This is a genomic window from Dawidia cretensis (genome assembly GCF_018598175.1).
Taxonomy (GTDB): domain Bacteria; phylum Bacteroidota; class Bacteroidia; order Cytophagales; family Cyclobacteriaceae; genus Ohtaekwangia; species Ohtaekwangia cretensis.
In genome coordinates, this window is record NZ_JAHESE010000026.1 from 1 (window position 1) to 26,485 (window position 26,485).

Below are 26,485 nucleotides of genomic sequence, written 5' to 3' on the forward strand. Positions count from 1 at the left end.
AATTACGCGGAGCCCCTGTAGCCCACCCCCGCCCAGGGTTCCCCCGGCCGGGGGAACCGCTGCCGGCGGAGATTCCATTGCTGGCTACGATTTCACCTGGCTCACCCTGCAGTTGGAGAAGTATGGCAAGCAAAACTTCGGCGACCACTTCCACATCCACCAGGAGAACCACGACATTATACGCCGTCTGTTGGTATACTTCCTGGAAGACGTCCCCCAGGCCCGCCACCTGGGCATCGATCTCACCAAAGGGATTTTACTGACCGGCCCTATCGGTTGCGGTAAAACCGATCTCATGACCCTCATGCGCCTCGCCGCCAAGCCCGAACGCATCTTTACCATCAAAACCATCCGCGACGTATCCTTCGAGTTCATCCAGGAGGGCTACGAAGTAGTCCACCGCTACAGCAAGTTATCCTTCAATCCCAAAGGCCCTCGCACCGTTTTCTTCGATGACCTAGGCGCCGAGCAAGCCCTAAAGTACTATGGCAATGAGTGCAACGTCATGGCCGAGATACTACTATCCCGTTACGATCTTTATATTTCTTTCGACATGCTCACTCACCTTACCACCAACCTCTCCGCCACAGAGATCGAAACCATGTACGGTCCCCGCGTCCGTAGTCGCATGCGCGAGATGTTCAATCTAATCCCATTTAACGAATCGTCTGATGATCGAAGAATTTGAGAATTTCACATGTCGGGTTCCAAAGTCAGACAAAAAACATTCCTAGCCATTTAAAATCTCATTCTCTCGATGGAATCAGAACTTGATTGATAGCACGAATGACCTTTTATTTCGTTTCACATGTTCAATACATAGTGATTTGCAGATTATCATTTTTATATTGTAAGAAAAATAAGAGAATGTCGCTGAAAGGAAATTTGGACAATCTGCAGACTAAAGCAAAGGAACGGACTGTCAAAACGCAAAGCATTGAGTATGATCTTGAGACGCTCGTAAAAAAAATCCAAAAAGGTATTATTAAACTTGATCCTGACTACCAAAGACGACATCGATGGGACGAATCAACATCGTCTCGCTTAATGGAGAGTTTAATTCTAAATATTCCTATTCCAATTATCTATCTTTCCTACGATATTGATGTTGACACAAATGAAGAAGGGGCACGCTATTCCGTAATTGACGGACAACAAAGGCTAACTGCAATACTACAATTCTTTGAAGGTACGTACGCTTTACAAAACCTGGACATACTTGATGACTTGGAAGGTTGTTTCTACAAAGACTTGCCTCCATTTTTACTAAGACGTTTGGAGGAAAGGACAATAAAGTGTTTGCGAATTGATTCCACTATCGATCCGCAGGTTAAATACGATATTTTCGAACGTTTAAATTCCGGTGCAGTTAAATTGGAGTCGCATGAGCTTCGGAATGCAATCCATAGAGGACCCTTTAACGATTTATGTAAAAAGCTTGCTAAGGATACGGACTTTCGGCGACTGATTCAAATTCCTGAGGACGATCCAGAAAACAATTCAAAGGTAAAGAAAATGGAGGATGTCGAGCTCGTACTTCGTTTTTTTTCGCTGATGAACGATAACTATAAGAACTATAAAAAGTCTAAGGATAAACAGTTTAAAGATTTCTTGTCGGAGAACCTAGCGGTAAAGAATTCTCTGCCGACTGTTGAACTGAAAAAATCAAGTGATACTTTCATAAAGGTTATCCAGTTAATCAGGCTACATTTCGGTGATCTGGCGTTTGCCAAGTATAAATTTGAAAATGGTAAGTTCGTAAAGCAGTCTAACTTTAACGCAGCGGTGTATGACGCTTTGGCTGTTGGTATAGTAAGCGAAGTAGACTTAGAAAAGTCACACATTACAGACGGTCAAGTAAGCGCATTTAAGGAATTATTTAAGGATTCAGCATTTCACGACAGCGTTTCTGGGTCTATCTTAGATAATGCAAAAATTATAACTCGTATAGAAGCCGCTCGTAAGGTCTTTAAGAAATGAGTACGTTTATTAACCTGGGACTTGTTTCATTGAATAAGCGGCTCGCAGAAGTAGATATTATCCTGCAGGAGGCTAGACAACATTCGGATGATAATGCCGACTTGTACAACAGCCTTTGTCGATCTGCTCAAGTACTACTTTGCGCCCATTTCGAGGGTTATGTGAAGGATCTGGTAAAAAATGCCCTTGAAGATATTAATCTATATTCAGATTTCAGATCATCTAGGAGCGCACTGAAGAGGCGACACTGTGCATACTTCGTTAGGGTCAATGCTGAAGAAAAAGACAGCAAGGAGCATAACAAAAGGGTACTTGAATTGATTTCTGAATTTGAGGGACTTAATGCCAAGTTTAAAAAAGAAATATTTTCATATTCCGATAATCAGAATCCTAAGACTTCCGTCTTGGATAAGATTGCTGAGCAATTTGGAGTCAAAAATTTCTTTAAACAATTAAAAAAATCAAACCTTGATCTCGTTTTCTCAAATACTCATACTGAAAACTTACAATTGTGTCAAGAAATTGAAACACTGATGCTTCAAAGGACGTCCGTTTATCCATATCAGACAGACCTTGGCTACCTTGAAATTGACTCTGAAAAATCAGATTCTGATAACCTCTGGGACGTATTTATTAGTGATTTTCTGAAAAGGCGCCACGGTATTGCACATGGTGCTGAGTTAGAGAGTACTGTTGGACATTCAACGATAGAAAACGATAAGACAAAAATAAAAGTACTTCTTTATGCCTTTACGTCTTTCATCTGTATCGAATCTAACCCCGCCAACTACACGGCGGTTCTTTGATTGTTCCCTACGACTCATTTACGTAGAAGAGACGGCAATTTCCTGGTCCTGGACTCGCCGCAATGATTTAACAGACCTTTCCGTTATTATCCCTATTGTACTCGTGATCCATGCTCCGTGCTGAACAGGGAGGGGAGAGAGCCAACCGCTCCGCCACCGAGATTGAAAAACCATGTATAGCCCCGCGTCCGTAGCCGCATGCGGGAGATGTCAAATCTCCTAGTATCTACCGATCATAACGCCGATGGAAGAAATAACATCTCCGATTGGCGTTCTATCCATAACATGGACCTTCTTGCGCATCTCCACTAAACCAGCTTTCTTCTCTAGCTATAACAGTGGCACATTTGACTTTTGCTCGATCTAAATCCAAAGCACGAAATGTTCGACACCCACTCTCCCTTCCTCTCATACTTAATTCGTTACAGCGGAAGACTATACCTTCGTCAACCATTTCAATTCTATCTACAAAAAATCTCAATCCTACGTATCGCTCAAAATCTTTTATAAATCGAAATTTAATTTCATATTCCAATCCCTTCCTTCCATCTCTATCAGGCCCTATGAGACGACCAATCAACGCTCCTATGGATCTCGCGAAGACATTTTCTAAAGGAATAAACTCTTTATCATCAAAAGAATAAGCTCTAAGAAAAAGCCCTTCACTTGGAATGAGAGTGTGTTTTATAATCATGCGGTCAATTATCTATATTTCAAATACTAAAACTGCCCTGCAAAATATCAGCTTAAGCAAAATAGCCGTACCCCCAAAATAGAACGCTGCTGATAGCCAAAGCGCCGCTTTGTTCTTTTTTGATTTTATCTCAAAATCCTTGAACAGAAAGCGCTGTACGCATCCAGGGTAAATCATATTTAGCAAATCATCATACTCCATTTGGACTATTTTCCTCTCCTCTACGCCAAGACTAACATTTTTTAAGACGTTATTCAGGTGATGTATTTTGTTCATAGTATCTTCTTGGCTGTCGGCAATGTTGCTTTGAACAATGTTGTATTTTTTGTCGGGGTATGCACGCTCATATAAATCTTGATAAACATTTACATACTCGTCTGACGTATCAAATCGCTTTATCTCTTTAGGACAGAAGAATTGATACAACGCAATTCCTGTCGCATAGGATATACTTGCTGTATACATCCACTTAAATCCAGAAGGGAAATCGAAGTCCACATGTTGCTTTATCCAACTGTTTTGCAATGACTGATAAATCGTGGCAAGCAAAGGAACGCCTATCATAATAATGTAAGAGATGTTGAAGTATTTTACCCTTCCAAAATTCTTTACCACCAACCAATCCATTCCCATTTAATTTAAAAGTTATTACATACTAGGCCATAAGTCGGCCTCTCACGTAGCGCAAATCAATATTGACTAAGGTAAAATAAATAAGAAACTAGTACAACTAATTGATGGTTTCGGCCGTTAGCCTTGGTTTTGACCAGAAAAATCTGTAATTAGAATATCTAAGCGAGCCCATCCAATGCACTTAAAATGGTGTTATAGGATGGGCTTTCCCTTTTTTTGAAAAATTTATACTCCATGGCCTTCAAGAAAGCACAACCATCGCAAAATGTTCCAGACAGCCCTGAGAAAATTCTGCTCGACCTCCCTCGACGGAGAATTCCAGGGGTTCTTTTGCATCAGGGAGAAGTGCTAAAAGCTTATGTTGCCTCGGCGATAGATCCGACAAAAGCACCGGATGTTGCCTTACAGCTTCCTACGGGGAGTGGAAAAACATTAGTAGGTCTCCTTTTAGCCGAATGGCGCAGGCGTAAGTTCAAAGAAAGAGTAGTCTATCTTTGCCCAACAAATCAGCTCGTCAACCAGGTAGCAGAGCAAGCCGACAAACAATACGGTCTTACTGTAAATGCTTTTACGGGTCGTGCTTCTAACTTCGATCCGACAGCTAAGTCCGAATATCAAAGTGCTGACAGAATAGCTGTAACTAGCTACAGCGCTTTATTTAACACTAATCCATACTTTGACAACGCACAGATCATTATTGTTGATGACGCTCACGCCGCAGAAAACTACATTTCGTCCCTTTGGACAGTTAAAATCGACAGAACCGATAAGAAGCATAAGACTCTACACGCCGCAGTAGTAAACTTACTTACTCCATTTTTGGGCAGCAATTTCGATCGAATCAATGGCGAAATTAATAGCATGGCTGACATTACTTGGGTGGACAAGCTTCCAACACCATACCTAAATGAGATTCACAACGACTTGATTTCTGTTATTGATAGTAATATTGCAAAACTAGATATTTCGTATTCATGGAGTATGATACGTGATCACGTCCTCGCTTGTCATGTTTATCTTACTCCCAATGATATATTAATAAAACCATTGATACCACCAACGTGGTCGCATGCACCATTTACAGGCGCTGAACAACGCATTTTTATGTCCGCCACTCTGGGATTAGGTGGCGACCTTGAAAGACTGACTGGGAGAAAAAATATACTAAGATTGCCTATTCCTGAAGGCTGGGACAAGCAAGGAATCGGACGTCGTTTTTTTATGTTCCCTAGTATGTCATTGTCGGATGAGAATGCCGTGGATTTAAGGAACCAATTGATGATGCAGGCTGGCAGGAGTGTTATACTTGTGCCAAGCAATTCAATTGCAAGAGAGGTCACCGATCAAGTTACAGAATCTCTTGGCTTTAGTGTGTTCAACGCCGATGATATCGAGGAGTCGAAAGAGCCCTTTATCGCAGCGAAACAGGCCGTCGCCGTTATCGCCGGCCGATATGATGGAATCGATTTTCCAGGGAATGACTGTAGGCTACTTTTTGTAGACGGACTTCCTAAGGCAACGAATTCGCAAGAACGTTTTCTTATGTCTAAGATGGCAGCGAACGTGTTGTTCAATGACAGAATACAAACACGTGTGCTACAAGCAATTGGTAGATGCACTAGATCCTTAGAAGATTTCTCTACTGTAGTAGTGTCAGGTGAAGAACTTTCAAATTACCTGACAGATATAAGGCGAAGGAGTTATCTTCACCCTGAACTACAGGCCGAATTAGACTTTGGTATTGAACAATCTAAAGGCACAAGCAATGAGGACTTTTTCGAAAATTTTAAAATATTCTTAAAAAACGGCAAAGAGTGGGAAAAGAATGCTAATGAAGTAATCGTAGCCAAGCGTGAATCCGCTGAGCAAAAAAGCTTTCCAGCCATTAAAAATCTTTCAAACGCAGTCCTTTATGAAATTACATATCAAAAATGTATGTGGCAGCAAGACTATTCGGGGGCATATACAGCGGCGGAAAATGTCCTTGCCGAATTGGACGCGAAAGAACTAATAGGATACAGAGCGCTATGGCACTACTTAGCTGGAAGTGCAGCACAATTGGGAGGAATCAAGGGTAAAGATCGCATGCAATACGCAAACGCTAAAAAGGCAGCTACAGGAATCTCTTGGCTAGTAGGCCTTGCGCATAGTGACACACCGACCGAGGAACACGATTCTAGCAATTCAATTCTAATTACTCAGTTGGAGAGAGTCGAAGCCATTTTAGAGACATTGGGATTGAGCCATTCGAGAAAATTTAATGAGAGAGAAAAAGAAATACTCAATGGACTTGAGGATAAAGATCAATTCGAACAAGCGCATGTTTTATTGGGGCAAATGCTAGGTTACAGTGCCGGCAAAGAGGAGTCTGACGGGTCTCCCGATCCATGGTGGCATGTTGGCAAAATCTGTTTTGTTTTCGAGGATAACGCCGGTGCTGAAAGTGACATCCTTGCTGCAAACAAAGCCAGACAAGCTTCTACGCACCCTGATTGGATAAGAGATAGAGTTGTTTTAGACGATGATGCTGTGATAATTTCAGTGTTAGTCACCCAAAAGACCAAGGCAAAATCTGGAGCAATGCCACATCTTAAAAAAGTTCTTTTATGGGAGTTGAATGATTTCAAAAAATGGGCAAGAAACGCGCTAGCGATACTAAGAGAACTTAGAACAAAATTCTCAGAAGCTGGTGATCTTGGCTGGAGAGCTGAGGCAATGGAGATTTTTAAACAAAATGGACTTGATGCCACTTCTTTGATGAAAAAGTTAAAGGGAAACATCGCTGCCGAGAAAATGGAGGAAGTCAAATAGATACCTGCGTTCGCTGCCGCCTTAAAAACAAATTGAATCGATTGAGTAGCGGCAACTCATATTGATACTTTTTGTTCAAATGGAGATAATCTTAGGTAATTTTCAGTTAAACAACAGCTGTCGTGCTACTTGGAACGTGCGCGTCCTGAATACCGCCAACACCGCGCCAACGCACAAGCCTACCCCTGCCCTTTGCCTCCTTCGGCAGTCAACAAGGTAAAAGCGGAGCGCTTGCGCGCGGTGGGTTGTGGGGCCGGAACAAAGGTCCCGCCAGGCGCTCCACTCCGGGTACTAAAAAACTCCCGCAATGACCGTGTGACAAAGCGATCCAGGATGTATTTAATATATAGCGGTCGTATCGTTTCTCACACCGTCATTCTTTCCTGCCGCACAGGCCCCGTTTTTTAGCCCCCTCCGTTACGCCCCTGTCATGCCCTTTGTACCGGCCCTGCTGATACTGTTTTATCTGGCGCCACTGCGCTCTGCCTATCAAAGAGGACAGCTTTGGCACAACCCACGTGCTCGCGCGGTCTTGGCCTGCCTTTATTTTTTGCGGGGGGTCAGTGGAGGCAGGCCAATCCCAGTTATTGGTGCGCGCCTTGTACCTCGCCGGCTCCCCCCGCACCCCCCACACGCCGGCTCGGGCGCGCTCGGTCCCAAAGCGATGTGCGTTGTTGGATGGTGTATCTGAACTTGAAAGGAAGCAAAATACAGGGGCAGGTGGTCACGGGTATTTAAACATAGGACCAAAGTTACGGGCATGCGGATCAGAAAGGTGCAAGGGTTCGCTGGCGCCCGCTCAAAAGAAAATCTCCACCTTCCGTCAGTCGCTCGTTCCTCACTTCTTCCTCCAGGTAGTATTTTCTTTTGGCGGCCCTTGCACCTTTCTGACCGGTCCCGTGGGATGCGGGCCTATGTTTAAATACTTCGTTCGTGTACCGATTGGCTCCCGGTGGTTGCTGGTCGGCATTGCCCCTCGTCGTTGGGCAGCATTTAGTTTTCATTTTGGCTCTTCGCGTCGCTATCGTCACGAGTTTCTCCTCGTGCGCGTTTTCTGGTTCGAGGTTTGCATTTCAGAGCTCCCCTTTTAGGGGGGCTTTTTCTTACTTCGATAAGTCAGTCTTTGATTTCGAGGGCTTCCAGAATTGACCCCAGGTTATTGACGATCCGGGGGATTATATCTGCGATCCTGTAGGCGACGAGTAATAATAGGCCATTAATAGCAATAACCAATATTAAGGCCCCATAAAGCAAATGCCCAAAATGAGGGATAGTATTAAAATAGACGGTAGCCGCTAAGAATACCCGAAACAATAAGACGAAGTCCCGCTCGAACTGCAACTGGGCAGATCGCCGTTTACTCAATAATCGAGCATATTCGGTTGATGATATAGATTGGTTCGTCTGCCTTAATAATTCATGAATCCAATCTGCCTTAGTGGCCTTGATAAATAATACAAGTCTTTCTTTGGTTTCCATCTCATACGAGTCGATGCCTGTAAACTTCTTTACCACATAAGCTTCTATCCTTCTTTGATATTTTCGGACGACGCGAATGCTTAAAATCGTAAAAAGAACTTTGGCAAAGAGATCAGTGCCCCACCATAGGACATAGAATAGAAAAGCAGGTACGAGAAAGTCCCCGTTAATAAAAAACTGATAATATCCCTTGTGATCATCGAATGCCAAAATATCATATTCAAAATATGCGCACTTAAATGTTGCTGAGGTGACGCTCCCCACCAAGACTACATTCAGAAACGCCTTAATCTTCGCCGAAAGTCTGCCGTCCAGGAGTTTATCGGCAAGTGCAGTAATCGTATCCATTTTATAACACAGTTCATCCTAAGATAGGGAAAGAAATCAAAGATCAGCCAAAGGTTGGCCACGGGAGGGCGCTTGTCAAGGTCAAGCCCTGCGGGTTTTGAAAAAAATAGTTTTTGGGAACAGCAGGCTTCGACCGTCAACAGTACGGTGGAAAACTATTTTTTTCAAAAACCTTGACAAGCGCCCTCCCGTGGCCAGGTGATCGGCTTCTCTTTTCTTTTTTTCCTTTTTCTTTTCTCTGGAATTGTGCTGGGGCCGGAGGCAAAACAAATGCCTCGCTCTGTGAAAATCAAAACACATCAAATCAACAAAGAATATACCGGCGAATATTTCTTTATACTCTCGAAGGGAAATAATGCAGGTAAGCCGCTCGCGCAGCCTTGCGCAAATTGTTTCGTGCTGCTGGCCGATGATGCAAGGCAAAAGGAGGATCTATTCTGGCTTTGCTTTGGGCTCTGGCAGGGTGGCTTCTTCCTGCCGTTCTTGTGCGGATCGGTTATCCCGTTTATACACCTCGGAGATCTCCGGAAGATCATCAGCCAGGCCGGTGAGAAGGTCGCCCAGAAGCCCGAGCCTTTCGCCCAGGCCGTGCAGTTGCTCAATAGGTTGTCAGCTCACCAGGAGAATATAAAAGCGCAGCTGAAGCTAATCCAGGAGGCAAAACGTGCCCTAATGCACAAGCTACTAAAATGAAAAAAGGACCTCCACCTGGAGGCCCTTCATTAACGTGACCGAAACTTCTTTCTAATCCATTCCATCACCACCGACACCGCGAAACTTACCACGGCACCTATAACCGACAGCACAACCGTTTCAACCAGGTTCAGCAGGTGGAGGGATGCGAATATGGAAGAGAGGGTTCCACCGATCACGCCCGCAACGGTGTTGGCACTATGTACCGCCATCGTCGTCTTCCTCCTGGTCGCTCTCTTTAGTCACTGCCGTCTGGCTTACCGCCGTAGCTACGCTACCGGCCACAGCCAGGTATCCAGCTGCAGTGATCACTGCCGCCGGCAGTGCTATCGGAGCCACCAGCAGCGCGCCGCTGGCAGCGGCCAAAGCAAGGCCCACCGTCCGCAGCACTTTGAAAAATTTAGGCGTGGGCGCCTTCAATCGTTGAATTATATTCATGATCCTTCTGATTTAATCGTGATAAAAACTTTTTCATTTCGATCCAGGGCAGCAAGCACCAGGATCTTGAGCTTTTCATTGGCGAGTCTCGATTGATTTCCCCGACCTGGTCCGGTCAACGTCGTCACCGGTGCGATACATCCCAGCAGCTCCTTCTTCGCGTCGTTCGCCGGGTGAATGAGAATATTGCTTCGGCCCGGCACGTCCACTACGAGCAGATGATGCCCGCGTTTCTCCGTATACCGCCTACGTACCTCATACCGCCCCTCCGGTATACACGACACACTTCGCCGATTGTCCAACCAGGGGAGTTCAATAGAGGGGCAGACAAGCTGCCCCTCATTTTTGATTTCGCCGTTCGTTCCTTCAGGGTCATAGTCCCTGATCAACTCCAGCTCCATTACGCACCTCCACCGTCTACAGCCACCAGAGTCAGCGCGTTATACGCACCGTTCTTCAGCGAGTATTGTTGACCGTTCACCAGCTGGTAGAACTCCACGCCAAAGACGAGGAACATCGGCCGAACGCCGCCCGGGCCTACGAGCGTTGTCAATGTCTGAAGCGGCAACTGAGCTGCACCATTCACCGGCAGTTCCTCGGTAGCGGTCGTAATGACGTTGTAGTCTTCGTTTTCGAAGTCCACCACAGCCCCGCCGGCCACCAATCGCACGTGCGTCGCCCCTTGCGGAGCGGCAATCATGTTGCCTGGAACAAATGCCGGTATTTCTACCTGCAGCATACCGGTCTGCCGATTGATCGTCGTGGTAAAGGGCGCAAAAAATGTACGGTTCAGTTTACCTCGCTCGTTAAACTCAAACCCGCGCAGCAGCTCGGTTTCACCGTCGATCACGTTCCGTTCACCTCGCACGTTGGTCGCGTCCGCTTTAATCACCTTCACCATTTCACCCGTCAGGCGGCTCGCCATACGGCTATCCGCCGTGTTGACGATCAGCGCGCGGAATGCAGTTCGTAAAACCTTGCCGGCTTCGCCGGCCCTTCCAAACTCGCTACCGTTCTCCCTGGTGCGCGCAAACTCCGGACTGTTCTTGATACGGTCACCGTTCACGCCACCTTTCTGCCGCGCCAGGAACCCGTCCTGGGCGGTCTTGTAGAAGCTCACGCCTCCCATTTGCCCTATCAACTTGATAAGGCCCAATTGTCTTGCCATTCATTCTTGTTTCGTTGTCCGACCTGTATACATGCCCAGGTCGGTTAGGCCGCCGTTGCAACAACAGCAGCAAAAGAATGGAGTCAGAAGCTATCCTCAAAAGAGCAGGTTCCGTATCAGGTCATCCTGTGCCAACACTGCCTAACTCTTCCAGGTTGTATATTTCAGACCAACGCCCAGGCACAGGTATACCAACAGTATAGATACAGTATTATGGAAGTCAAACGCATCGTTATATACTCAAAAGACATAGAGAAGATCACCGGCCGTAGCGGCCGTTACGCCCGCAAGGTCATGGCTACCTTACGTAGAGATCTCGGCAAGCAGAAACACCAGTTCGTCTCCCTGGGCGAATTCTGTTCGTATACCGGTATCCCCGAAGCCGAAGTGATGCAATATCTTAACCTTAGTTAAGTATATAATAATCACTTATTATCGCTTAATCCATGGCCAAATCGAAGGTTTTTCGTATCTTTATAGCTATACGTTCTTACAAATTTTGATAGATTTTTCACTCTTTTGATGCCTCCGGTAATTCGGTTAGTAGCATCACTTGTAGTTTGTAAAATATTAATTCTGAGGCATTTCCGCGTTAGGTTAGAATACCAGCGGGATCACGCGGTAGTAACCAACAACACTCAAAAGCTCATCCCGACCTGTCGGGATGGGCTTTTTTGTTTTTAAGGCCTACCGAAAAAAGCATCTTATCTCGTATGTAGCGGATTAATTCGGAACCTGCGAGAAATTGGGAAACAGCGGTTGAATATTCCGGATCATATTGACCCCGCTGTAAACCATCATAAGCAGCAAAGTTTTACCATATTGTAGGGTATGGACGAATTTTTTAGATTTTTCTCGGAATCAAATATCACTTTATCCAAAGAGCAAATTCTAATGTTCAATCGGCTGACTGAAAAGTTGAGTAGTCTGGTCAAAGGGAACAATGACAAAAACGATGAAATCATCATGCGCTCTAAAGAGCAGGAGGAATTAACGAGATTCGTCTCCTTTGTCTTCATTACCAACAAAAAAGTGATGGGTGAATTCGCCTGGAGAACATTAGTCACTGGATTTGTAAGTGGAGCGAGGCGAAATAGGGAATACTAAATTCATACCGGCCAACTTAAAGATCGCATTGCAGAGCGCAAGGAAAACCGCCACGGCAGCTACTACGATCGCGCGGGAGAATTTAGGAAACAAAGGTAAACTCCAACTATAACGTATAATCAAGAAACATGAAACAAGAACTGGTACAAAGCCTCAGTGCATTCCGTGATGCAATTACAAAAAATGGCCACGCTGATGCGTCCAAATTCTTAATCGAGGCCGACGATGCTGTAACCAATAAGGGTGCGCTTAATGATATTGATAGCGAGTACGAAGAGCAACTTTTTGAGCTTATCACCGATATCGAAGCGATCGAAAACGTCAGCGCACCCAACAAGGAAAGATTTGATGCAACCGTCGAATTGATAGAGACAACGTTATACGAGAATGACGAAGATTAAACATAGCATTCTAAGAACTGAGTAATGACGTGTGCCGTTTCTTCAGGCTTTTCCGCCAAAATAAAATGCCCGGCATCATCGATTTTTTCCAGGCTATACGTGGTAGCAACCGCGGGTAGTGCATGCTGTAATAAAGCGTAACCGCTTCCGCCCACACCTAATACGGGCATGGTAAGTTTGGCATATGTTCGACTGTCCGCGATATCTTGTGGAAATGCCTGGTACCAGGCATTTGAAGCACGAATAGCATCTGCGCTGTTGTAAGCAGCGGCATAAACAGCGCGATCAAAGTCGGTAACAGAATCTTTCTTCCGTAGCAATTGGTTGAAAATCCAATCGATCACGATTGACATGCGCCCTTCCAGAAGCTGTTTGATCTGATTAAATGCCAGCCACCAGGGATACACATAGTCCGCTCCCGGTATGGGCAGCATGGGTAGACGGTACATACTATCATCAGGATGTGGTGTGTCCAGAAGAATAAGGCTGGATACGAATGCTGGGTAATTGGCAGCAAAGCTGAAGGCAACGTGAGCGCCGATGTCGTGTCCGCCAATAGTCACTTGATTATAGCCCATTACTTTCACCAATTCGAATAAGTCACACGCCATATTCCGTTTTTTATAACCTCCTAACGGTTTGCCCGACCCCCCCCATGCCGCGCAGATCGACAACGATCACTTCATAGTGTTTAGCCAAAAGAGGCATTACTTTGTGATAGGTCCACCAGGTTTCCGGCCATCCCGGAAGTAATACCAACGGTGTACCCACGCCTCCCTTTACGTAGTGAAGGTCTACATCGTTTACGTTTGCGTAGCCATGGGTAAAACCAGGCAGCAGCTTCACAAGCTCGTCGTCTGAATAGTTCATTTCCATAAGGTAGTTTCGATGACAAATTTTACGGTTGCTCGGCTCAAAAATAAGCCGGACTTTTGTGCGTAACAACCATACAGTATACTGCATGGTTTGAATTTATTTTTAATACGGACGCGAATGAAATTGATCAGCCAACTCTCTAAAGAAGCCGGCATTCCGGTGGGAACGATACGTTTTTACGAAAAAGCGGGACTATTCAGTGGCGTGAAGAAGAAGGATGTTACGACCAACAACTATGTCTATTATGAACAGGATGTTGTTGAGAAAATACGGTTCATTAAGATGGCGAAGGCGGTTGGATTTACGCTGGCGGAAATTCGTGAAGTAGTCGATGCCTGGTATAAGAAACAATTCACTAAAAATGCAAGGCTGCGTGTGCTGGACAAGAAGCTGGTTCAACTGGATGAAAAGATCGCTGAGCTAAAGGCCATGAAAAAACAAATTGCGATCTGCAAAGATAATATCGAGAACGATCGGAGCACATAATTTGCTGCAGGCACATATAAACCCCAAAACAAAAAAGGCCTTCCACAGGAGGCCTTCATTGATGGCACAAAATTCCTCGTCGAGGTTAGAGCAGTCCGCCTGCAACTGTAATTCTCTCGCCGGTTACCCACCCGGCATCATCCGAAGCCAGGAACACAGCAACTTTTGAAATATCTTCCGGCTGCCCGGTTCGGCCCAGCGGCGTATTGGCCACCATTTGTTTTTCCAGCTCTCCCCCAATGATGCCGGCAGCATGCGTGCCTTCGGTTTCTGTGACACCGGGTGCTATTGTATTGATCCGGATTTTTCTCCCACCCAGTTCTTTTGCCAGTAATTTTGTCATGGTATCAACAGCGGCTTTTGCTGCACAATAGACCACCAGGCCGGGCATCGGGTTTTGGCTTACGGTAGAGCTGATATTGATGATACTTCCACCGCGATCACCGAACAACTCAACCGCATTTTGCGTCGCCAGTAGATTGCCCCAAACATGCGTGTTGTATTGTGCATAGAACGTCTCCTCTGTCACTGCCTCCAACGGTTCAAATTTAAAAACACCGGCATTGTTGACGAGGATATCCAATCTGCCGAAGGCGGTTTTTATTTCTGTAAAAAGTCTTTTTACATCGGCTGCTTTTGTCACATCGCCGTGCACGGCAATGGCGGTGCCGCCGTTTCGTGTAATCTCCTGTACGACTTTATCAGCACCTTCTTTACTCGATGCGTAATTGACAACGACTTTTGCGCCTGCTGTGGCAAATGCTTTTGCAATGCCAGCACCAATCCCTTTTGACGCACCCGTCACCACGGCTACTTTATCCTTTAATCTTAGGTCCATTGTTATTTGTTTTACTATGCTGCAATAGTGGATCAAATAGTCGCTGTTGGCAAGTATGTACTTTTTTGTATCGTATGAACCAAAAGGTATGTAATGGTGGTTATCAGGTGCTTGTAATGAAATAAAAATGAAAAATAAATCGGTTGTTGCTGAGGCAACGCAAATGTGCGCAGTGGATTACGCATTCAAGCGCATTGGTGGGAAATACAAAGCTCGGATCTTGTGGTACCTGAACATGAAAAAGGTACTGCGCTATGGGGAGCTGACCAGGACCCTGCCCGATATCACCACGAAAATGCTTACCCAAACGTTACGGGAGCTGGAGGACGATAACTTGATCGTTCGAAAGATGTATTACGAGGTGCCGCCCAAAGTGGAATATTCCTTAACCGAGACGGCACATGAGCTGATTCCGTTTATAGCGCATTTGCACAACTGGGGAAAAAAACAAATAGAAAAGGAATCGTTGACCAACCGCATTCATCCCGATGAGCGTGCCCTGGCGGTTTGTCAAACCGAGTGTGACTGACTTTTCGCAAAGTCAATACATTTTTTCCCAGAGCTTAAGATTTCCCTTGAATAGTGTGTCGATCAGCTCGAAGTTGGTCGGAACGATCCACTCGTCTGTGAAATAGGTGGCAAGGCGTACGCCAGACGGTAAGGAGCTAAGCTTGTTAGATGTATGGGCACCGTAGGTGGTATAAAACCCGGCGCTCAGCGAAATGGTTTTGTCAATGCTATTGCGCGGGTCCATGTTCTCGAAGAACGAATTATACAAATAGAATCCGTTGTAATCACGGAAGTCAATCGAAATGATGTTTGCGTTGATGTAGTTCGTATTGGTAAGTCCGTAAGAAGCGGAGAGCATTCTGGATAATTCAACAAGCTCCGACCGCTGCTCGACTCCGGTAAAATGACCGTGGGTAAGAGCGGCGCCGACCATACAGAACTTGCCTACACCTGAACCGATATCCAGCACCTTAATGCCACGCCGGCTAACCAGAAATTGAGCCGCAGCTTTCGCTACGGAAATTGGAGTCCAATGCTTTCGGGCCAACTGCCTGATATGGTCCGGATAGATCGCGTCGAAGTCATCGTCCGTACTATCAATCAGGGGCTGGAGCTCGAGGTTCATAAATGAATCCCAAATTTAGCGGCAATCCTCTTCAAAACACCCGTTTAGCGACAAAATCTGACAGAAGCTACGTAGCTTTCGAAGCCATGAGAAGTTTTACCCTTACCGACCATCCTGCCTTCTCCACAACGGCTCTCCCTTATTTTCCAGAACATGTAATTTTTACGAGTAAGGTCTCGGATTTCGTCATTCCCGAGCACCGATGTCACCACGGGTTGATTTATTCTCTCGGGGGGACATTCTCTTTTAAGCTCAATGGATTGACCCGCACGCTGGATGAGAACAAGTTTCTGATCGTGAACGGCAACAGCACACTCAGGCTACACGTGGGCAGCGCGGTCGTGCAGCCTATGATGTTGTATTTTCAGTCGCGGACTCCGGCGTTGCACGCGGGCGGTGATGCGGCGGACTGGAATTTAACAGAGCGGATTTATCCGGCAACCGATGTATTTAAAGAACGCATTCGCTTGCTGGCGTCATTGCCCGACAGTTGCTCGTCGTTTATCACGATGAAAGCCGATGCCGTGATCCGGTCGATCCTGGTCGAGATCCTTTCGTTTAATCAATACGCTTCGGAAGAGTCGATGAAGCTGGATGTGCGGAAGGCCTCCACCCGGCAGGAGAACTACAAGCGTCTGGCGGTAGTGCGCGAGTGGATCGAAGATAATTTCAATCGCACGTTAACGCTGGATGAGCTGGCGAGTATCGCCGCCATGAACCATCAGCATTTTCTAAGGCTCTTCAACAAGGTTTTTCACAAGACGCCTCACCAATACATTATAGACCGCCGCATAGCCGAGGCCAAGCAGTTGCTGCTCGACCCCGGCATGGTGGTAGCGGATGTATGTCTGGCCATAGGCTGGGATAGTCTCAGTACCTTCAGCCAGTTGTTTAAACAACGCACAGGACAGACGCCCGGTGATTACCGAAAAGCCTCAGGCGGTGATCACATTCTTGAGTGACGGATTGAAATTCCGCAAGTCCAAACCGCCTTCGAGTACCGACTTGAGGTTGGTAAGGAAGAATGTCCAGCCCATGGTGTTGCTGGTGTAATGTTTGAAAATCCGCGCATTGTCTACCGGTATGTTGTCTTCGATCAACTCCACGATCACTTCGTCCTGCTCCTTATAGATTGAAACGGTAACGGGGCAATTGGACGAGAAGCTGAACGCGAACTTGTCTTTGCCGTTGGCCTCCAGCACGGCGCCTTCGTGTTTCATGTCATCGCTGTAACCGTGCCAGGTCCACAGGTAGGTATCGTCTTTCGACAACAGCTCGTTGGTTTTACGATTTTTGCCCTGTGCGTCCGTGGCGGCGGCTTTCCGGAGGAACCATGCCTCCAGGCCTTGCTGTGTAGCCCACGAGCTATAGGCTTTTTCGATGGTGGTTTTGATGTTAATCCGGAGCTTGATCTGGCTCCAGTCTTTATTAATTGCTTCCATAAATGTGTTTGTTTTTTAACGAAGGTAGCGGGGGAGTGTTCGCGGCTGTTTCTTGAAAATGGAGAAATTTCAGAACCGGCACCCCTGGCACGACGTTTTCTCTGTCTTCCGAACGACTATAAACCTAAGACAGATTAATATGTCAGAGAAAAATAAAGCAACATTATTAAAGGGAAACGCGGCCATCGCGGAGGGTAATCATGAGGGATTCCTGTCACTCTGTACCGACGACACAGCGTGGACGTTTGTTGGCGAGCAGACCCTGAAAGGCAGAGCGGCTGTACGCCAATACATGGCAACAACGTACTTAGAGCCGCCCAACGTTACGGTCGCTAACCTGATCGCGGAGGGTGATTTCCTCACGGCCGTCGGTGACATCACCATGAAGGACAAAGACGGGAAAGCGACGCATTACGCGTACTGCGACGTCTGGCGTTTTCACGAGGGTAAGATGGCTGAGCTGCGGGCTTTCGTCGTCAAAGCAGTGGCCCCTTAATGCAAGAAATTTATTGGTCTTTGCCCGAGTAGGCGACGGTAATAACTCCGCGGTATTCATTGTTTGAATAGCCGATGTGATAAAAATACATTCCAGGAGCCTCCCCGTTGGGATACCACTGAAACTCCCGGCTGCCACTCGAGAATACGCGACGACCCCAGCGATTAAAGATTGTAATTCGTTCAAAATGCCCCGCGCAGTTGTCGAGCGGTAGGATGTTGACCAGCTCGCCGGCATCGTCGAGTTTTAGCATGGCGAAATAGTCGTTCTTGTCGTCGCCGTTAGGCGTAACGAAGTTGGGCGGAAGGAATTTATCGTCGCTGCCGTCGACATCTTCGATGTGCAGGCTTACCGTTACCGTGTCGGCGAGGTTGGCGAAGCAGCGGTCGTCGCTTACGCGGAAGGTAAAGGTATAATCGTTCTCATATACCCGGTTTACGAAGATGCTACAGTCCGGCTCCCAGAGGAAGGTGCCGTTCACAATGCTCTGTGCGGGCGAGGACGTAAAGGTATAGCCGGAGGGCTCAACGGTGCCCGTGGCGCCGACCAGGCTCATGGTGAGCATGTCGGGTTGAGGAAAGAGGTCGGGGTCGCGGCCGGTCAGGGCCAGGGAGATGGGCTGGCCGAGGATGATGTTCATGGAGTTGTCTGCCGCCAGCACCAGGTCGGGGTTGGTGTTCGCGACGGACAAGGCAGGGGCGCGGTTGTCGGGCGGCGAGACGTTGACATTTACGACCAGGGTGTCCTGGTATTTAAAGCGGCATTTGTTGTTATAGTCCTGTACGATGAAGTGGAACGTGAAAGAGCTCTTCAGGCGCAGGTCGATCGGGCCACAACGGAGATCCCATGCAAACGGCGACTCTACCTCTCCTGCGCTTTCCTCTTGACGGAAGATAGCGTTGTAATCTGACAAGGCAAAGTCTTTGCCTTCACCATACAAGGTTAGCATGTCGCCGTTCTCGTCATGTCCTAGGACCTTGAAATTAAGCGACTCGTTTATTTTTCGTTCGACTGTTACCGAGTCGTCGAAGCGATCACTGGTGAGTCCGAGGGATGAGATTATGGGCTTGCTATTGAGGGGCAGGATGATCCGGAGATTCATGTTCAGGAGATCCGGCTCTTTGAAAAGGCATTGATCGGCGTCCTCAACCTGGAGTATTACGGGGAAGACCGTCTGTTGGGTGAAATCAAATACGTCACACCGAATGTCCCATTGAAAAATAGCGGTGCGTGTATTACCGGTCTGCGGGTTTACGGTCAGGCTCATACCGGCTTCGGCGAGGGATGTGGGACCGGTCAAAGGTAAAGCGGTAATGTCCATCGCATCGCCGTCGGCATCAAATGCTTCAATGTTCCAGGTCTTTATGCCACTGCCTTCGTTAAATTGTTCGTTGATGTCGTTCGTGACGAATACCGCGGGCGCGTTGAGCGGCGGCGTGATAGTGATGGTAACGAGTAGTGTGTCGAGGTTTGGCAAGCTACAGGCGTCGTCGGCGGCAATGAAGGCGATCTGGAATGGGCGGTTTACAAAGGGACATTCCGGAAAGCAGACGCGGAACGTCGCGAAGGGGCTGGTGCGTGTGAGCCGTGCGGACGTGATGGCGGGAAGGATGTCGCTGATATCGGCGTTGAACCCGATCGGAACCGCATGTAGCTCGATCTCTTCGGCAAAGCCATCGGCGAGGTTGTTTATATCGTCGTCGGAGATGCGCACCTCGATGCAGCGGTTGGCATCCGGCATACCGGCGGGAAACGTAACGTTCATGATATCGTCGTGGGTGAAGGTGCCTTCACTCAGGGTGCGGCCAAGGATCTGTGGCGGCACGGCGGTGGGGCATTCATCGACGACATACATCTGGAAGTCGCGGCGAACCTCGCCGATCTTACGACCTCCACGATATTCTTCACAACGGACACCAAAGACATACAAGCCCACACCGCTGAAGGACGGCGTGACGGTAAGCAAGCCTTCGCGGCTAATGGCCAGGTCAGGACTGCCGCGCATGACGTTGGTGAGGCTGTACGGCGATTCCCAGCGTACGTCGGGATAGGGGCCCGGGTGTGGACCATTGGCCGGGACCGCTTCGGCCGTGACGGTGTTCAGGGGAGTAACAAGTGAGTAGACAAGCGAATCGCCATCGGGGTCGGTGCCGGAGAAATCGGCATAGTACTGCTTGCCGGGGCACGCATAGTCGCTCAAGGGCCGAAACAACGCGGGCGATGAATTGATGAACGCCCGGTTGCGCCATACGACGGCGGGGAACTCCATGTAAAATGTCTGACCGGCGGCGTTGGGAAAGTCCACCGTGCCTTCGGGCGGCTCTTTGCTGACGATGTTGACCAGGCCTACGCTGTTATAGTTGCGGCAACAGCGCTCCCAGCTGATGTAGTAGCCATCGGCGTGATTGAAGGCGTTGCTGCGTAGCTGTATCGTATCGGTATACACAATCTTGTCCGTAATGATGCCACCATTGGAGCAGTTGGGTTGCGTGTACTCGACCGAAGTGCGTGACCAAAACGTGAGCGGCTTCAGGCGCAGGCGCCGGTTGTCGAATTTTCGAAAGATCCCCACTTGAATGACGCGCTCTTCCGCTTCGGGATCGCGCGTGGGATTGTTCTGAACGTCGAGGTAATAGATGAGGTTGATGCGATAGATGTTTCCGGATACGTGCACAAGCTCGATTTCTCCCCCCACAATATGCCGGGCTGCAGCAGGAAGGCAGAGGAATACGAGCAGAAGGAGAAAAACAATGCGATTCATACGCTACACATGCCGGTTCGGGAATGTTAAAGATAGAGAATCAGGACGAGGGGGAAAACCCCCGCCAGTTTGTATTTTTGCGCCTTTATGCGAAAAGGCGACGTAATCGAAAATATTGTAGTCGAAACCATGGCTTCTGAAGGCAAATGCGTTTCGCACGTAGACGGCAAAGTGATTTTCCTGGAAGGCTGCGCACCCGGCGACACGGTCGATGCAGCCCTCACCAAGATCAAAGGCAGCTACCTGGAAGGCCGCGTAACGCAGATCCGCGAGCTGTCACCCGACCGCGCGCAGCCGTTCTGCATGCACTTCGGTCTGTGCGGTGGCTGCTCGTGGCAGCACATTCAATACGAAAACCAGCTGCACTACAAACAACAGCAGGTAGTCGACAACCTCGAACGTCTCGGGGGCCTCACGCTGCCGCCGCTTACGCCGATCCACCCCTCGGCCAGAACCCGCTTCTACCGCAACAAGCTCGACTATACATTCTCCGCGCAACGCTGGCGCACATGGGCAGAGATGAGCGATGAGAATAAACCCGGAGAGGGTGAAGTGGCGCTGGGGTATCACATTCCGCGCAAATACGATTTGGTATTTGATGTAAAGGAATGCCACCTGCAACCCGATCCCTCCGACGCCATCCGGCTGGTGGTAAAAGATGAGGCTGTAAAAAATAATATACCCTTCTTCGATCTGCGCAAGCAGATCGGATTCCTGCGTACGGTTACAATCCGTACGGCTACCACGGGCGAGACGATGATCATCTTGCAGGTAGTCTACGACAAGATGGAATGGACAGAGCTGATTCTGCGTCGCCTGGAGCGTGACTTCCCGCAGATTACGTCGTTCCAATATGTGATTAACGGCAAGAAGAACGACACGTTTGCCGATCTTACTATTCTTACCTGGAAAGGCAATCCCTATATCACGGAGCAAATGCCGAAGCCGGACGGCAGTGGTGTGCTGCAGTTCCGTGTAGGGCCGAAGTCGTTCTATCAGACAAACTCGGATCAGGCGTTTGAGCTGTATAAGATTGCGTGGAGGATGGCGGACTTGAAAGGACATGAGCTGGTGTATGATTTGTATACCGGCACCGGTACCATTGCCAATTTTGTGGCGGGCCAGGCGCGGAAAGTTGTGGGTCTGGAATATGTGGCGGCGGCAATTGATGACGCGAAGGTCAACTCGCAGATCAATGGTATTACCAATACCGATTTTTATGCAGGCGATATCAAGGACCTGCTGGACGATGAATTCCTGTCAACCCATGGGCGGCCGGATACGGTGATTACGGATCCGCCGCGGGCGGGGATGCACGAGGATGTGTGCAAGATGTTGTTAAAGGCAGAGCCGGAGAAGATTGTGTATGTGAGCTGTAATCCGGCAACGCAGGCGCGCGATCTGAAGTGGTTGTCGGAGAAATATGAGATTTCGGCGGTGCAGCCGGTGGACATGTTCCCTCACACGATGCACGTAGAAAACGTCGTCCGACTAGACCGGAAGCGATAAATATCGCCCTATTTCGCTCTCGCGCTCACACTCACACTGTTTTTTACCGGTGGTGGAGAGGGAAATCTATAATATTAGTAGTTTAGTGCAGACGATTGAAATTACATGCAACGAAGAACGGCATTAAAACAACTGGGGTTGATAGCGGGGGCGGCGATCATTCTGCCGCACTGTACCAGCAAGGAGGCGGCCACCGAAGCCACCATCAAATTAAACAAGCTTCAGGTGAGCGGTCAGCAGGAAAATTTGTTGGCAACCATGACCGACGCGCTGATTCCCAAAACCGATACGCCTGGTGCCAAAGAACTCAACATCCACCAATATGTATTGCGGATGATGGACGACTGCTTCGATGCCGACGCCCAGAAGAAATTTATGGCCGGCCTGACGCAAGCGCAAAAGGCCCTGGCCGACAAAACCGGCAAGGACGCGGAAGACTGCACACCGGCCGAGTGGCAGGCATTCTTCCAGACCATTGAAGCCGGCAAGACGGCCACGCCGGCGCAGAGCGACGACAACCTCAAGGCTTTTTACGAGCCCTTCCGCCAGCTTACCATTCGCGGCTATCTCGGCTCCGAATATGTCATGACCAATGTGTTTGGCTATAAGATGATTCCCGGCAAGTTTACGGGTGAAGTGAAGATTGATGCCAACAGCGACCTCAAAACGATTCTTGCATGAACGCCAATATTGACGCAACCAAACAAAATACCTTCGACGCGATCGTCATCGGCTCCGGCATCAGTGGCGGCTGGGCCGCCAAAGAGCTGACGGAAAAAGGTCTGAAGACGCTCGTGCTCGAACGCGGCCGCGACGTAAAACACCTCAAGGACTACCCCACCACCAACATGCAGCCGTGGGAGTTCCCGCACTACGGCCAAATGCCGAAGGAGGTTAAAGATGCCAACCCGATCGTGAGCAAGTGCTATGCCTTCAACGAAGATGCCGCACACTTCTTTGTGAAAGATCAGGAGCACCCGTATGTACAAGACAAGCCGTTCGACTGGATCCGCGGTTATCAGGTGGGCGGCAAGTCGCTGCTCTGGGCACGTCAGACACAACGGTGGAGTAACTTCGACTTTGAAGGTCCCGCGCGCGATGGCTTTGTCGTTGACTGGCCGATCCGTTATCAAGACATCGAGCCCTGGTATAGCTATGTTGAAAAGTTTGCCGGCATTTCCGGTAACAAAGACGGCATCCCGGCACTACCCGACGGCGAGTTCCTGCCGCCGATGGAAATGACCAAAGTAGAAAGCTATTTCAAAGAGAAAGTAGCAGAGAATTATAAAGATCGTCACATCATCGTCGGCCGCTGCGCGCATATCACCGAGCAACAACCGATCCACGCGCAGCAAGGCCGCGCCAAGTGCCAGCACCGTAACTTGTGTCAGCGGGGCTGTCCGTTTGGCGGCTACTTCAGCAGCAATGCCTCGACGATACCCTGGGCGGAACGCACCGGTAACATGACACTGCGTCCAAACTCGGTGGTACACTCTATCATTTACGATGAACAGAAAGGTCGTGCGACCGGTGTACGCGTCATTGACGCCGAAACCAAGGCGACTACAGAATACTTTGCACGCATCATTTTCGTCAATGCTGCTGCGATGAATACAAACCTTCTTCTCCTCAACTCCACCTCCAACCGTTTCCCGAACGGTCTCGGGAATGACAGCGGTGTGCTGGGTAAATATGTGGCGTTTCACAACTATCGCGCCCGTGTATCGGCTGAGTACGAAGGCTTCGCCGACTATACCAAAGCCGGCAATCGCCCCAACGGATGTTATATACCACGCTTCCGCAACGTACAGAAACAAGAGACCAACTTCCTGCGTGGCTATGCTGCGGGCTTCCAGGCCTTTCGCCACGTCGAGCGCTCGTTCGATGGTATCGGGGCGGACTTGAAAGACAATATTTTACATCCGTCGCTCGGCATGTGGAGCGTAGGCTCACACATGATGGGGGAGACGATTCCGAAGGAAAGCAGCTATGTTGCCCTCGACAAAGACCAGAAAGATGCGTGGGGCATGCCACTGCTCAAGATCTCGATGGACTACGATGACAACGACGAGAAAATGGTAAAAGACTATCTCGAACAAATCTCCGAGATGTATAGCAAAGCCGGCTTTACCAACATCCAAACCTTCGACAGCCACCAGGCCCCTGGCCTCGACATCCACGAGATGGGCGGCGCCCGCATGGGCCACGATCCGAAGACATCGATACTCAACAAGTGGAACCAGGTGCATGCGTGTAAAAACGTGTTTGTGACGGATGGAGCGTGTATGACATCTACGTCTACGCAGAATCCATCGTTGACGTACATGGCCTTTACGGCGCGCGCCGCAGACTATGCGGTGAAGCAGATGAAAGCAAACGAGCTGTAGGAAGAACTGAAAGATTTAAATATTCATTGCCCCATGTTTAACGACATGGGGCAATTTTTTTGGCTATTCCCAACAAACACTTGTTTTCAAAAAAATAAAATCCTCCATCTGCTTGAATCCTTTCTCCAAACTTCTCAACATCGCCTTTCAATTTTTTTTGGAGTATGCGACAAAAGCTGCTAAGTGAAGGAGCAAAAGAGCTCAGCTACGAAATCCGGGAGATCGTAAAGAAGGCAGACCAGCTGCAAAAGCTCGGTGTGGCCATTTCATGGGAGAACATCGGCGACCCCATTCAAAAGAACCACAAGCTGCCGCAGTGGATCAAGGACGTCATCGCCGACCTCATGAAGCAAGACGATACCTATAGCTATTGTCCATCCAAAGGCATGCAGGCCACGCGCGAATTCCTCGCCCGCCAGACAAACGCCATGGACGGCGTACAGATTACGGCCGATGATATCTGTTTCTTCAACGGCCTGGGCGACGCCATCTCCAAAGCATACCAGTTCATCTCGCGCACGTCGCGCGTCATCGGTCCTTCGCCGGCATACTCCACGCATTCCAGCGCCGAAGCGGCCCACGCAGCCCACGAGCCGCTGACGTATAAGCTCGATCCGGATAACAAATGGTACCCGGACCTGGACGATCTATACAACAAGATCAAATACAACCCCAACGTTGTCGGCATCCTAATCATCAACCCCGACAACCCGACGGGCATGGTATACCCGCTGGAAACCTTGCAGCGCATCGTCGCCATCGCGAAAGAGTTTAACCTGTTTTTATTAGCCGACGAAATCTATATCAACATTACCTACAACGGGGCGCGCGCGTATTCGCTCGCAGAGATCATTGGCGATGTGCCGGGCATCTCCATGAAAGGCATCTCAAAGGAGATGCCGTGGCCCGGGTCACGCTGCGGCTGGATGGAATACTACAACCGCGACAAAGACCAGGACTTCAACCGCTTCTGCCAGGCGCTCGACAACGCCAAGATGATCGAGGTGTGCTCGACGAAGCTGCCGCAGCTCGCGATTCCGAAGATCCTGGGCGACCCACGCTTTAAAGGCTACCGCGAGGCTACGAACACCAACATCGGGCGTCGCAGTAAGATCATATCCGACATTCTCGGCACCGTGCCGGAGCTAACCTTCAACGAAACGTTCGGTGCTTTTTATAACACGATCATCTTCCGCGAAGGCGTGCTGAAGCCGCATCAGCAGATGCGCATTGATAATGCCGAAGTACGAACCTTGGTAGAGGCCTGGGTGAATCAGGAGAATATTCAACAGGACAAGCGCTTTGTTTATTACCTGCTGGGATCGAAAGGGGTTTGTGTCGTGCCGATCTCGTCGTTCTGTTCCGAGTTGCAAGGCTTCCGCGTAACGCTGCTGGAGGAAGACGAAGATACCCTCGTCCGCACCTTCACGGCTATCCGCGACGGCCTGGTAGAATACCTGGCGTCCTGAGTGATCGCTTTTTCTGAAAAAAGCGCCAGATTGGCAGACTCCTGGCGTAGGGTACTGCCGGCATACAGTAAGTATACTCTATGTATACTTTAAGTATACTTTATCCCTACTCTATCTCTCTGTTGTATTTGTCTATTTTATGGCGTTTCTGTAGCGTCATGGGTGCTCTTTGGCTAAGGTATTCCTGCCATTGTGTCTAGGTTGTATTGCTTGCAAGCCTGAGGCTCCGGGGCACTTGTGACTACGACGTGGGCTCAGGTAAAGGCGTGGACCATTGGCGAATTGCCGCTGCGGGGCACTCGGCAGTCTAAGACTGCTGGCAGTTCCAGTCACAAGTTCCGCCCCTACGCTAACGCTTGGGACTAAAACTTGCGCCAGCCTTTCTTATATGATTTGACTCCTCAGTACGTAGTATAATGGTGCGGCTTCCCCGCGCACTGTCCGCAGAAAAGTATTCGATATCGGACATCCTGTAACAATATCGAACGTCTTTCAGACGTAACAATGGGCCTTAATCGCTAAAAAACA

29 protein-coding genes are annotated in these 26,485 nt (G+C 48.6%); 16 read left to right on the forward strand and 13 right to left on the reverse strand.

The window, feature by feature from the left end; all coding sequences use genetic code 11:
* From KK062_RS21055 to KK062_RS21065, 3 genes are all read left to right on the forward strand, one after another.
* A partial coding sequence (locus tag KK062_RS21055; protein ID WP_317195801.1) for a P-loop NTPase family protein occupies positions 1-688 on the forward strand: 688 nt, incomplete at its 5' end.
* A 179-nt stretch (positions 689-867) separates the two neighbouring features.
* Positions 868-1,980, forward strand: a complete 1,113-nt coding sequence (locus KK062_RS21060; RefSeq protein ID WP_254086327.1) for a GmrSD restriction endonuclease domain-containing protein — start codon at positions 868-870, stop codon at positions 1,978-1,980.
* The gene (locus tag KK062_RS21065; RefSeq protein ID WP_254086328.1) at positions 1,977-2,786 is read left to right on the forward strand and encodes an MAE_28990/MAE_18760 family HEPN-like nuclease; all 810 of its coding nucleotides are present in this window, start codon (positions 1,977-1,979) and stop codon (positions 2,784-2,786) included. The genes KK062_RS21060 and KK062_RS21065 overlap by 4 nt, the downstream gene beginning before the upstream one ends.
* A 274-nt stretch (positions 2,787-3,060) precedes the next feature.
* Here the strand turns inward: KK062_RS21065 and KK062_RS21070 are convergent, their stop codons facing one another.
* Both KK062_RS21070 and KK062_RS21075 read right to left on the reverse strand, forming a co-directional pair.
* Positions 3,061-3,480, reverse strand: coding sequence for a hypothetical protein (locus KK062_RS21070; protein ID WP_254086329.1), 420 nt, complete (start codon positions 3,478-3,480; stop codon positions 3,061-3,063).
* A 12-nt stretch (positions 3,481-3,492) separates the two neighbouring features.
* Entirely contained in the window at positions 3,493-4,113 is a 621-nt protein-coding gene (locus KK062_RS21075; RefSeq protein ID WP_254086330.1) for a hypothetical protein, read from the reverse strand.
* 234 nt (positions 4,114-4,347) lie between these two features.
* Here KK062_RS21075 and KK062_RS21080 point away from each other — a divergent pair, with 234 nt between their 5' ends.
* Positions 4,348-6,924 (forward strand): DEAD/DEAH box helicase, encoded by a 2,577-nt coding sequence (locus KK062_RS21080; RefSeq protein WP_254086331.1) that lies wholly within the window; start codon positions 4,348-4,350, stop codon positions 6,922-6,924.
* A 1,116-nt stretch (positions 6,925-8,040) separates the two neighbouring features.
* On the opposite strand, the gene KK062_RS21085 is transcribed toward KK062_RS21080, so the two are convergent.
* Positions 8,041-8,751: a hypothetical protein gene (locus KK062_RS21085; protein ID WP_254086332.1), complete on the reverse strand. Its 711-nt coding sequence runs from the start codon at positions 8,749-8,751 to the stop codon at positions 8,041-8,043.
* 282 nt (positions 8,752-9,033) lie between these two features.
* Here KK062_RS21085 and KK062_RS21090 point away from each other — a divergent pair, with 282 nt between their 5' ends.
* On the forward strand, positions 9,034-9,444 hold the full coding sequence (locus KK062_RS21090; protein WP_254086333.1) for a DUF6943 family protein: 411 nt from the start codon (positions 9,034-9,036) through the stop codon (positions 9,442-9,444).
* Between the two features lie 29 nt (positions 9,445-9,473).
* On the opposite strand, the gene KK062_RS21095 is transcribed toward KK062_RS21090, so the two are convergent.
* From KK062_RS21095 to KK062_RS21110, 4 genes are read right to left on the reverse strand one after another with little or no spacing between them, the layout of a single operon-like run.
* Positions 9,474-9,656 carry a hypothetical protein gene (locus KK062_RS21095; RefSeq protein ID WP_254086334.1) on the reverse strand — a complete coding sequence of 61 codons (183 nt, stop codon included), beginning with the start codon at positions 9,654-9,656 and terminating at the stop codon, positions 9,474-9,476.
* A complete protein-coding gene (locus KK062_RS21100; RefSeq protein WP_254086335.1) occupies positions 9,643-9,882 on the reverse strand; it encodes a hypothetical protein in 240 nt (79 codons plus the stop codon). The genes KK062_RS21095 and KK062_RS21100 overlap by 14 nt, the downstream gene beginning before the upstream one ends.
* Complete coding sequence (locus tag KK062_RS21105; protein ID WP_254086336.1) at positions 9,879-10,283, reverse strand: DUF5675 family protein; 405 nt, start codon at positions 10,281-10,283, stop codon at positions 9,879-9,881. The genes KK062_RS21100 and KK062_RS21105 overlap by 4 nt, the downstream gene beginning before the upstream one ends.
* Positions 10,283-11,050: a hypothetical protein gene (locus KK062_RS21110; protein WP_254086337.1), complete on the reverse strand. Its 768-nt coding sequence runs from the start codon at positions 11,048-11,050 to the stop codon at positions 10,283-10,285. The genes KK062_RS21105 and KK062_RS21110 overlap by 1 nt, the downstream gene beginning before the upstream one ends.
* A 213-nt stretch (positions 11,051-11,263) precedes the next feature.
* Here KK062_RS21110 and KK062_RS21115 point away from each other — a divergent pair, with 213 nt between their 5' ends.
* The 3 genes from KK062_RS21115 (at position 11,264) to KK062_RS21125 (ending at position 12,558) form a co-directional block, all read left to right on the forward strand.
* Positions 11,264-11,464: a hypothetical protein gene (locus KK062_RS21115; RefSeq protein ID WP_254086338.1), complete on the forward strand. Its 201-nt coding sequence runs from the start codon at positions 11,264-11,266 to the stop codon at positions 11,462-11,464.
* A gap of 417 nt (positions 11,465-11,881) precedes the next feature.
* Positions 11,882-12,157, forward strand: a complete 276-nt coding sequence (locus tag KK062_RS21120; RefSeq protein ID WP_254086339.1) for a hypothetical protein — start codon at positions 11,882-11,884, stop codon at positions 12,155-12,157.
* A gap of 128 nt (positions 12,158-12,285) precedes the next feature.
* Positions 12,286-12,558 (forward strand): hypothetical protein, encoded by a 273-nt coding sequence (locus KK062_RS21125; protein WP_254086340.1) that lies wholly within the window; start codon positions 12,286-12,288, stop codon positions 12,556-12,558.
* Here KK062_RS21125 and KK062_RS21130 read toward each other — a convergent pair.
* Together KK062_RS21130 and KK062_RS21135 are read right to left on the reverse strand one after the other, a co-directional pair.
* Positions 12,555-13,169 carry an alpha/beta fold hydrolase gene (locus KK062_RS21130; RefSeq protein WP_254086341.1) on the reverse strand — a complete coding sequence of 205 codons (615 nt, stop codon included), beginning with the start codon at positions 13,167-13,169 and terminating at the stop codon, positions 12,555-12,557. The genes KK062_RS21125 and KK062_RS21130 overlap by 4 nt on opposite strands.
* Positions 13,170-13,179: 10 nt before the next feature.
* Positions 13,180-13,434 carry an alpha/beta fold hydrolase gene (locus KK062_RS21135; RefSeq protein ID WP_254086342.1) on the reverse strand — a complete coding sequence of 85 codons (255 nt, stop codon included), beginning with the start codon at positions 13,432-13,434 and terminating at the stop codon, positions 13,180-13,182.
* 117 nt (positions 13,435-13,551) lie between these two features.
* Between KK062_RS21135 and KK062_RS21140 the strand changes: the two genes are divergently transcribed.
* Entirely contained in the window at positions 13,552-13,920 is a 369-nt protein-coding gene (locus tag KK062_RS21140; RefSeq protein WP_254086343.1) for a MerR family DNA-binding protein, read from the forward strand.
* Positions 13,921-14,005: 85 nt separating this feature from the next.
* Here KK062_RS21140 and KK062_RS21145 read toward each other — a convergent pair whose 3' ends face one another.
* On the reverse strand, positions 14,006-14,758 hold the full coding sequence (locus KK062_RS21145) for an SDR family NAD(P)-dependent oxidoreductase (protein WP_254086344.1): 753 nt from the start codon (positions 14,756-14,758) through the stop codon (positions 14,006-14,008).
* A 163-nt stretch (positions 14,759-14,921) separates the two neighbouring features.
* On the opposite strand from KK062_RS21145, the gene KK062_RS21150 reads away from it, so the two are divergent.
* Positions 14,922-15,287, forward strand: a complete 366-nt coding sequence (locus tag KK062_RS21150) for a winged helix-turn-helix transcriptional regulator (protein WP_262899285.1) — start codon at positions 14,922-14,924, stop codon at positions 15,285-15,287.
* A 12-nt stretch (positions 15,288-15,299) separates the two neighbouring features.
* Here KK062_RS21150 and KK062_RS21155 read toward each other — a convergent pair whose 3' ends face one another.
* Entirely contained in the window at positions 15,300-15,893 is a 594-nt protein-coding gene (locus KK062_RS21155) for a methyltransferase domain-containing protein (protein WP_254086346.1), read from the reverse strand.
* Positions 15,894-15,979: 86 nt separating this feature from the next.
* On the opposite strand from KK062_RS21155, the gene KK062_RS21160 reads away from it, so the two are divergent.
* Positions 15,980-16,855 carry a helix-turn-helix domain-containing protein gene (locus KK062_RS21160; protein ID WP_254086347.1) on the forward strand — a complete coding sequence of 292 codons (876 nt, stop codon included), beginning with the start codon at positions 15,980-15,982 and terminating at the stop codon, positions 16,853-16,855.
* Here the strand turns inward: KK062_RS21160 and KK062_RS21165 are convergent.
* A complete protein-coding gene (locus KK062_RS21165; protein WP_254086348.1) occupies positions 16,829-17,335 on the reverse strand; it encodes an SRPBCC family protein in 507 nt (168 codons plus the stop codon). The two genes, KK062_RS21160 and KK062_RS21165, sit on opposite strands and share 27 nt — an antisense overlap.
* A 139-nt stretch (positions 17,336-17,474) precedes the next feature.
* Between KK062_RS21165 and KK062_RS21170 the strand changes: the two genes are divergently transcribed.
* Positions 17,475-17,831 carry a nuclear transport factor 2 family protein gene (locus KK062_RS21170; RefSeq protein ID WP_254086349.1) on the forward strand — a complete coding sequence of 119 codons (357 nt, stop codon included), beginning with the start codon at positions 17,475-17,477 and terminating at the stop codon, positions 17,829-17,831.
* A gap of 10 nt (positions 17,832-17,841) precedes the next feature.
* Here the strand turns inward: KK062_RS21170 and KK062_RS21175 are convergent, their stop codons facing one another.
* Positions 17,842-20,592: a T9SS type B sorting domain-containing protein gene (locus KK062_RS21175; protein ID WP_254086350.1), complete on the reverse strand. Its 2,751-nt coding sequence runs from the start codon at positions 20,590-20,592 to the stop codon at positions 17,842-17,844.
* 87 nt (positions 20,593-20,679) lie between these two features.
* On the opposite strand from KK062_RS21175, the gene rlmD reads away from it, so the two are divergent.
* The 4 genes from rlmD (at position 20,680) to KK062_RS21195 (ending at position 25,957) form a co-directional block, all read left to right on the forward strand.
* The gene (gene rlmD / locus KK062_RS21180) at positions 20,680-22,101 is read left to right on the forward strand and encodes a 23S rRNA (uracil(1939)-C(5))-methyltransferase RlmD (protein ID WP_254086351.1); all 1,422 of its coding nucleotides are present in this window, start codon (positions 20,680-20,682) and stop codon (positions 22,099-22,101) included.
* Between the two features lie 105 nt (positions 22,102-22,206).
* The gene (locus tag KK062_RS21185) at positions 22,207-22,782 is read left to right on the forward strand and encodes a gluconate 2-dehydrogenase subunit 3 family protein (RefSeq protein ID WP_254086352.1); all 576 of its coding nucleotides are present in this window, start codon (positions 22,207-22,209) and stop codon (positions 22,780-22,782) included.
* Positions 22,779-24,488: a GMC oxidoreductase gene (locus KK062_RS21190; RefSeq protein WP_254086353.1), complete on the forward strand. Its 1,710-nt coding sequence runs from the start codon at positions 22,779-22,781 to the stop codon at positions 24,486-24,488. Before KK062_RS21185 ends, KK062_RS21190 begins: the two co-directional genes overlap by 4 nt.
* 164 nt (positions 24,489-24,652) lie before the next feature.
* On the forward strand, positions 24,653-25,957 hold the full coding sequence (locus tag KK062_RS21195; protein ID WP_254086354.1) for a pyridoxal phosphate-dependent aminotransferase: 1,305 nt from the start codon (positions 24,653-24,655) through the stop codon (positions 25,955-25,957).
* Positions 25,958-26,485 lie beyond the last annotated feature (528 nt).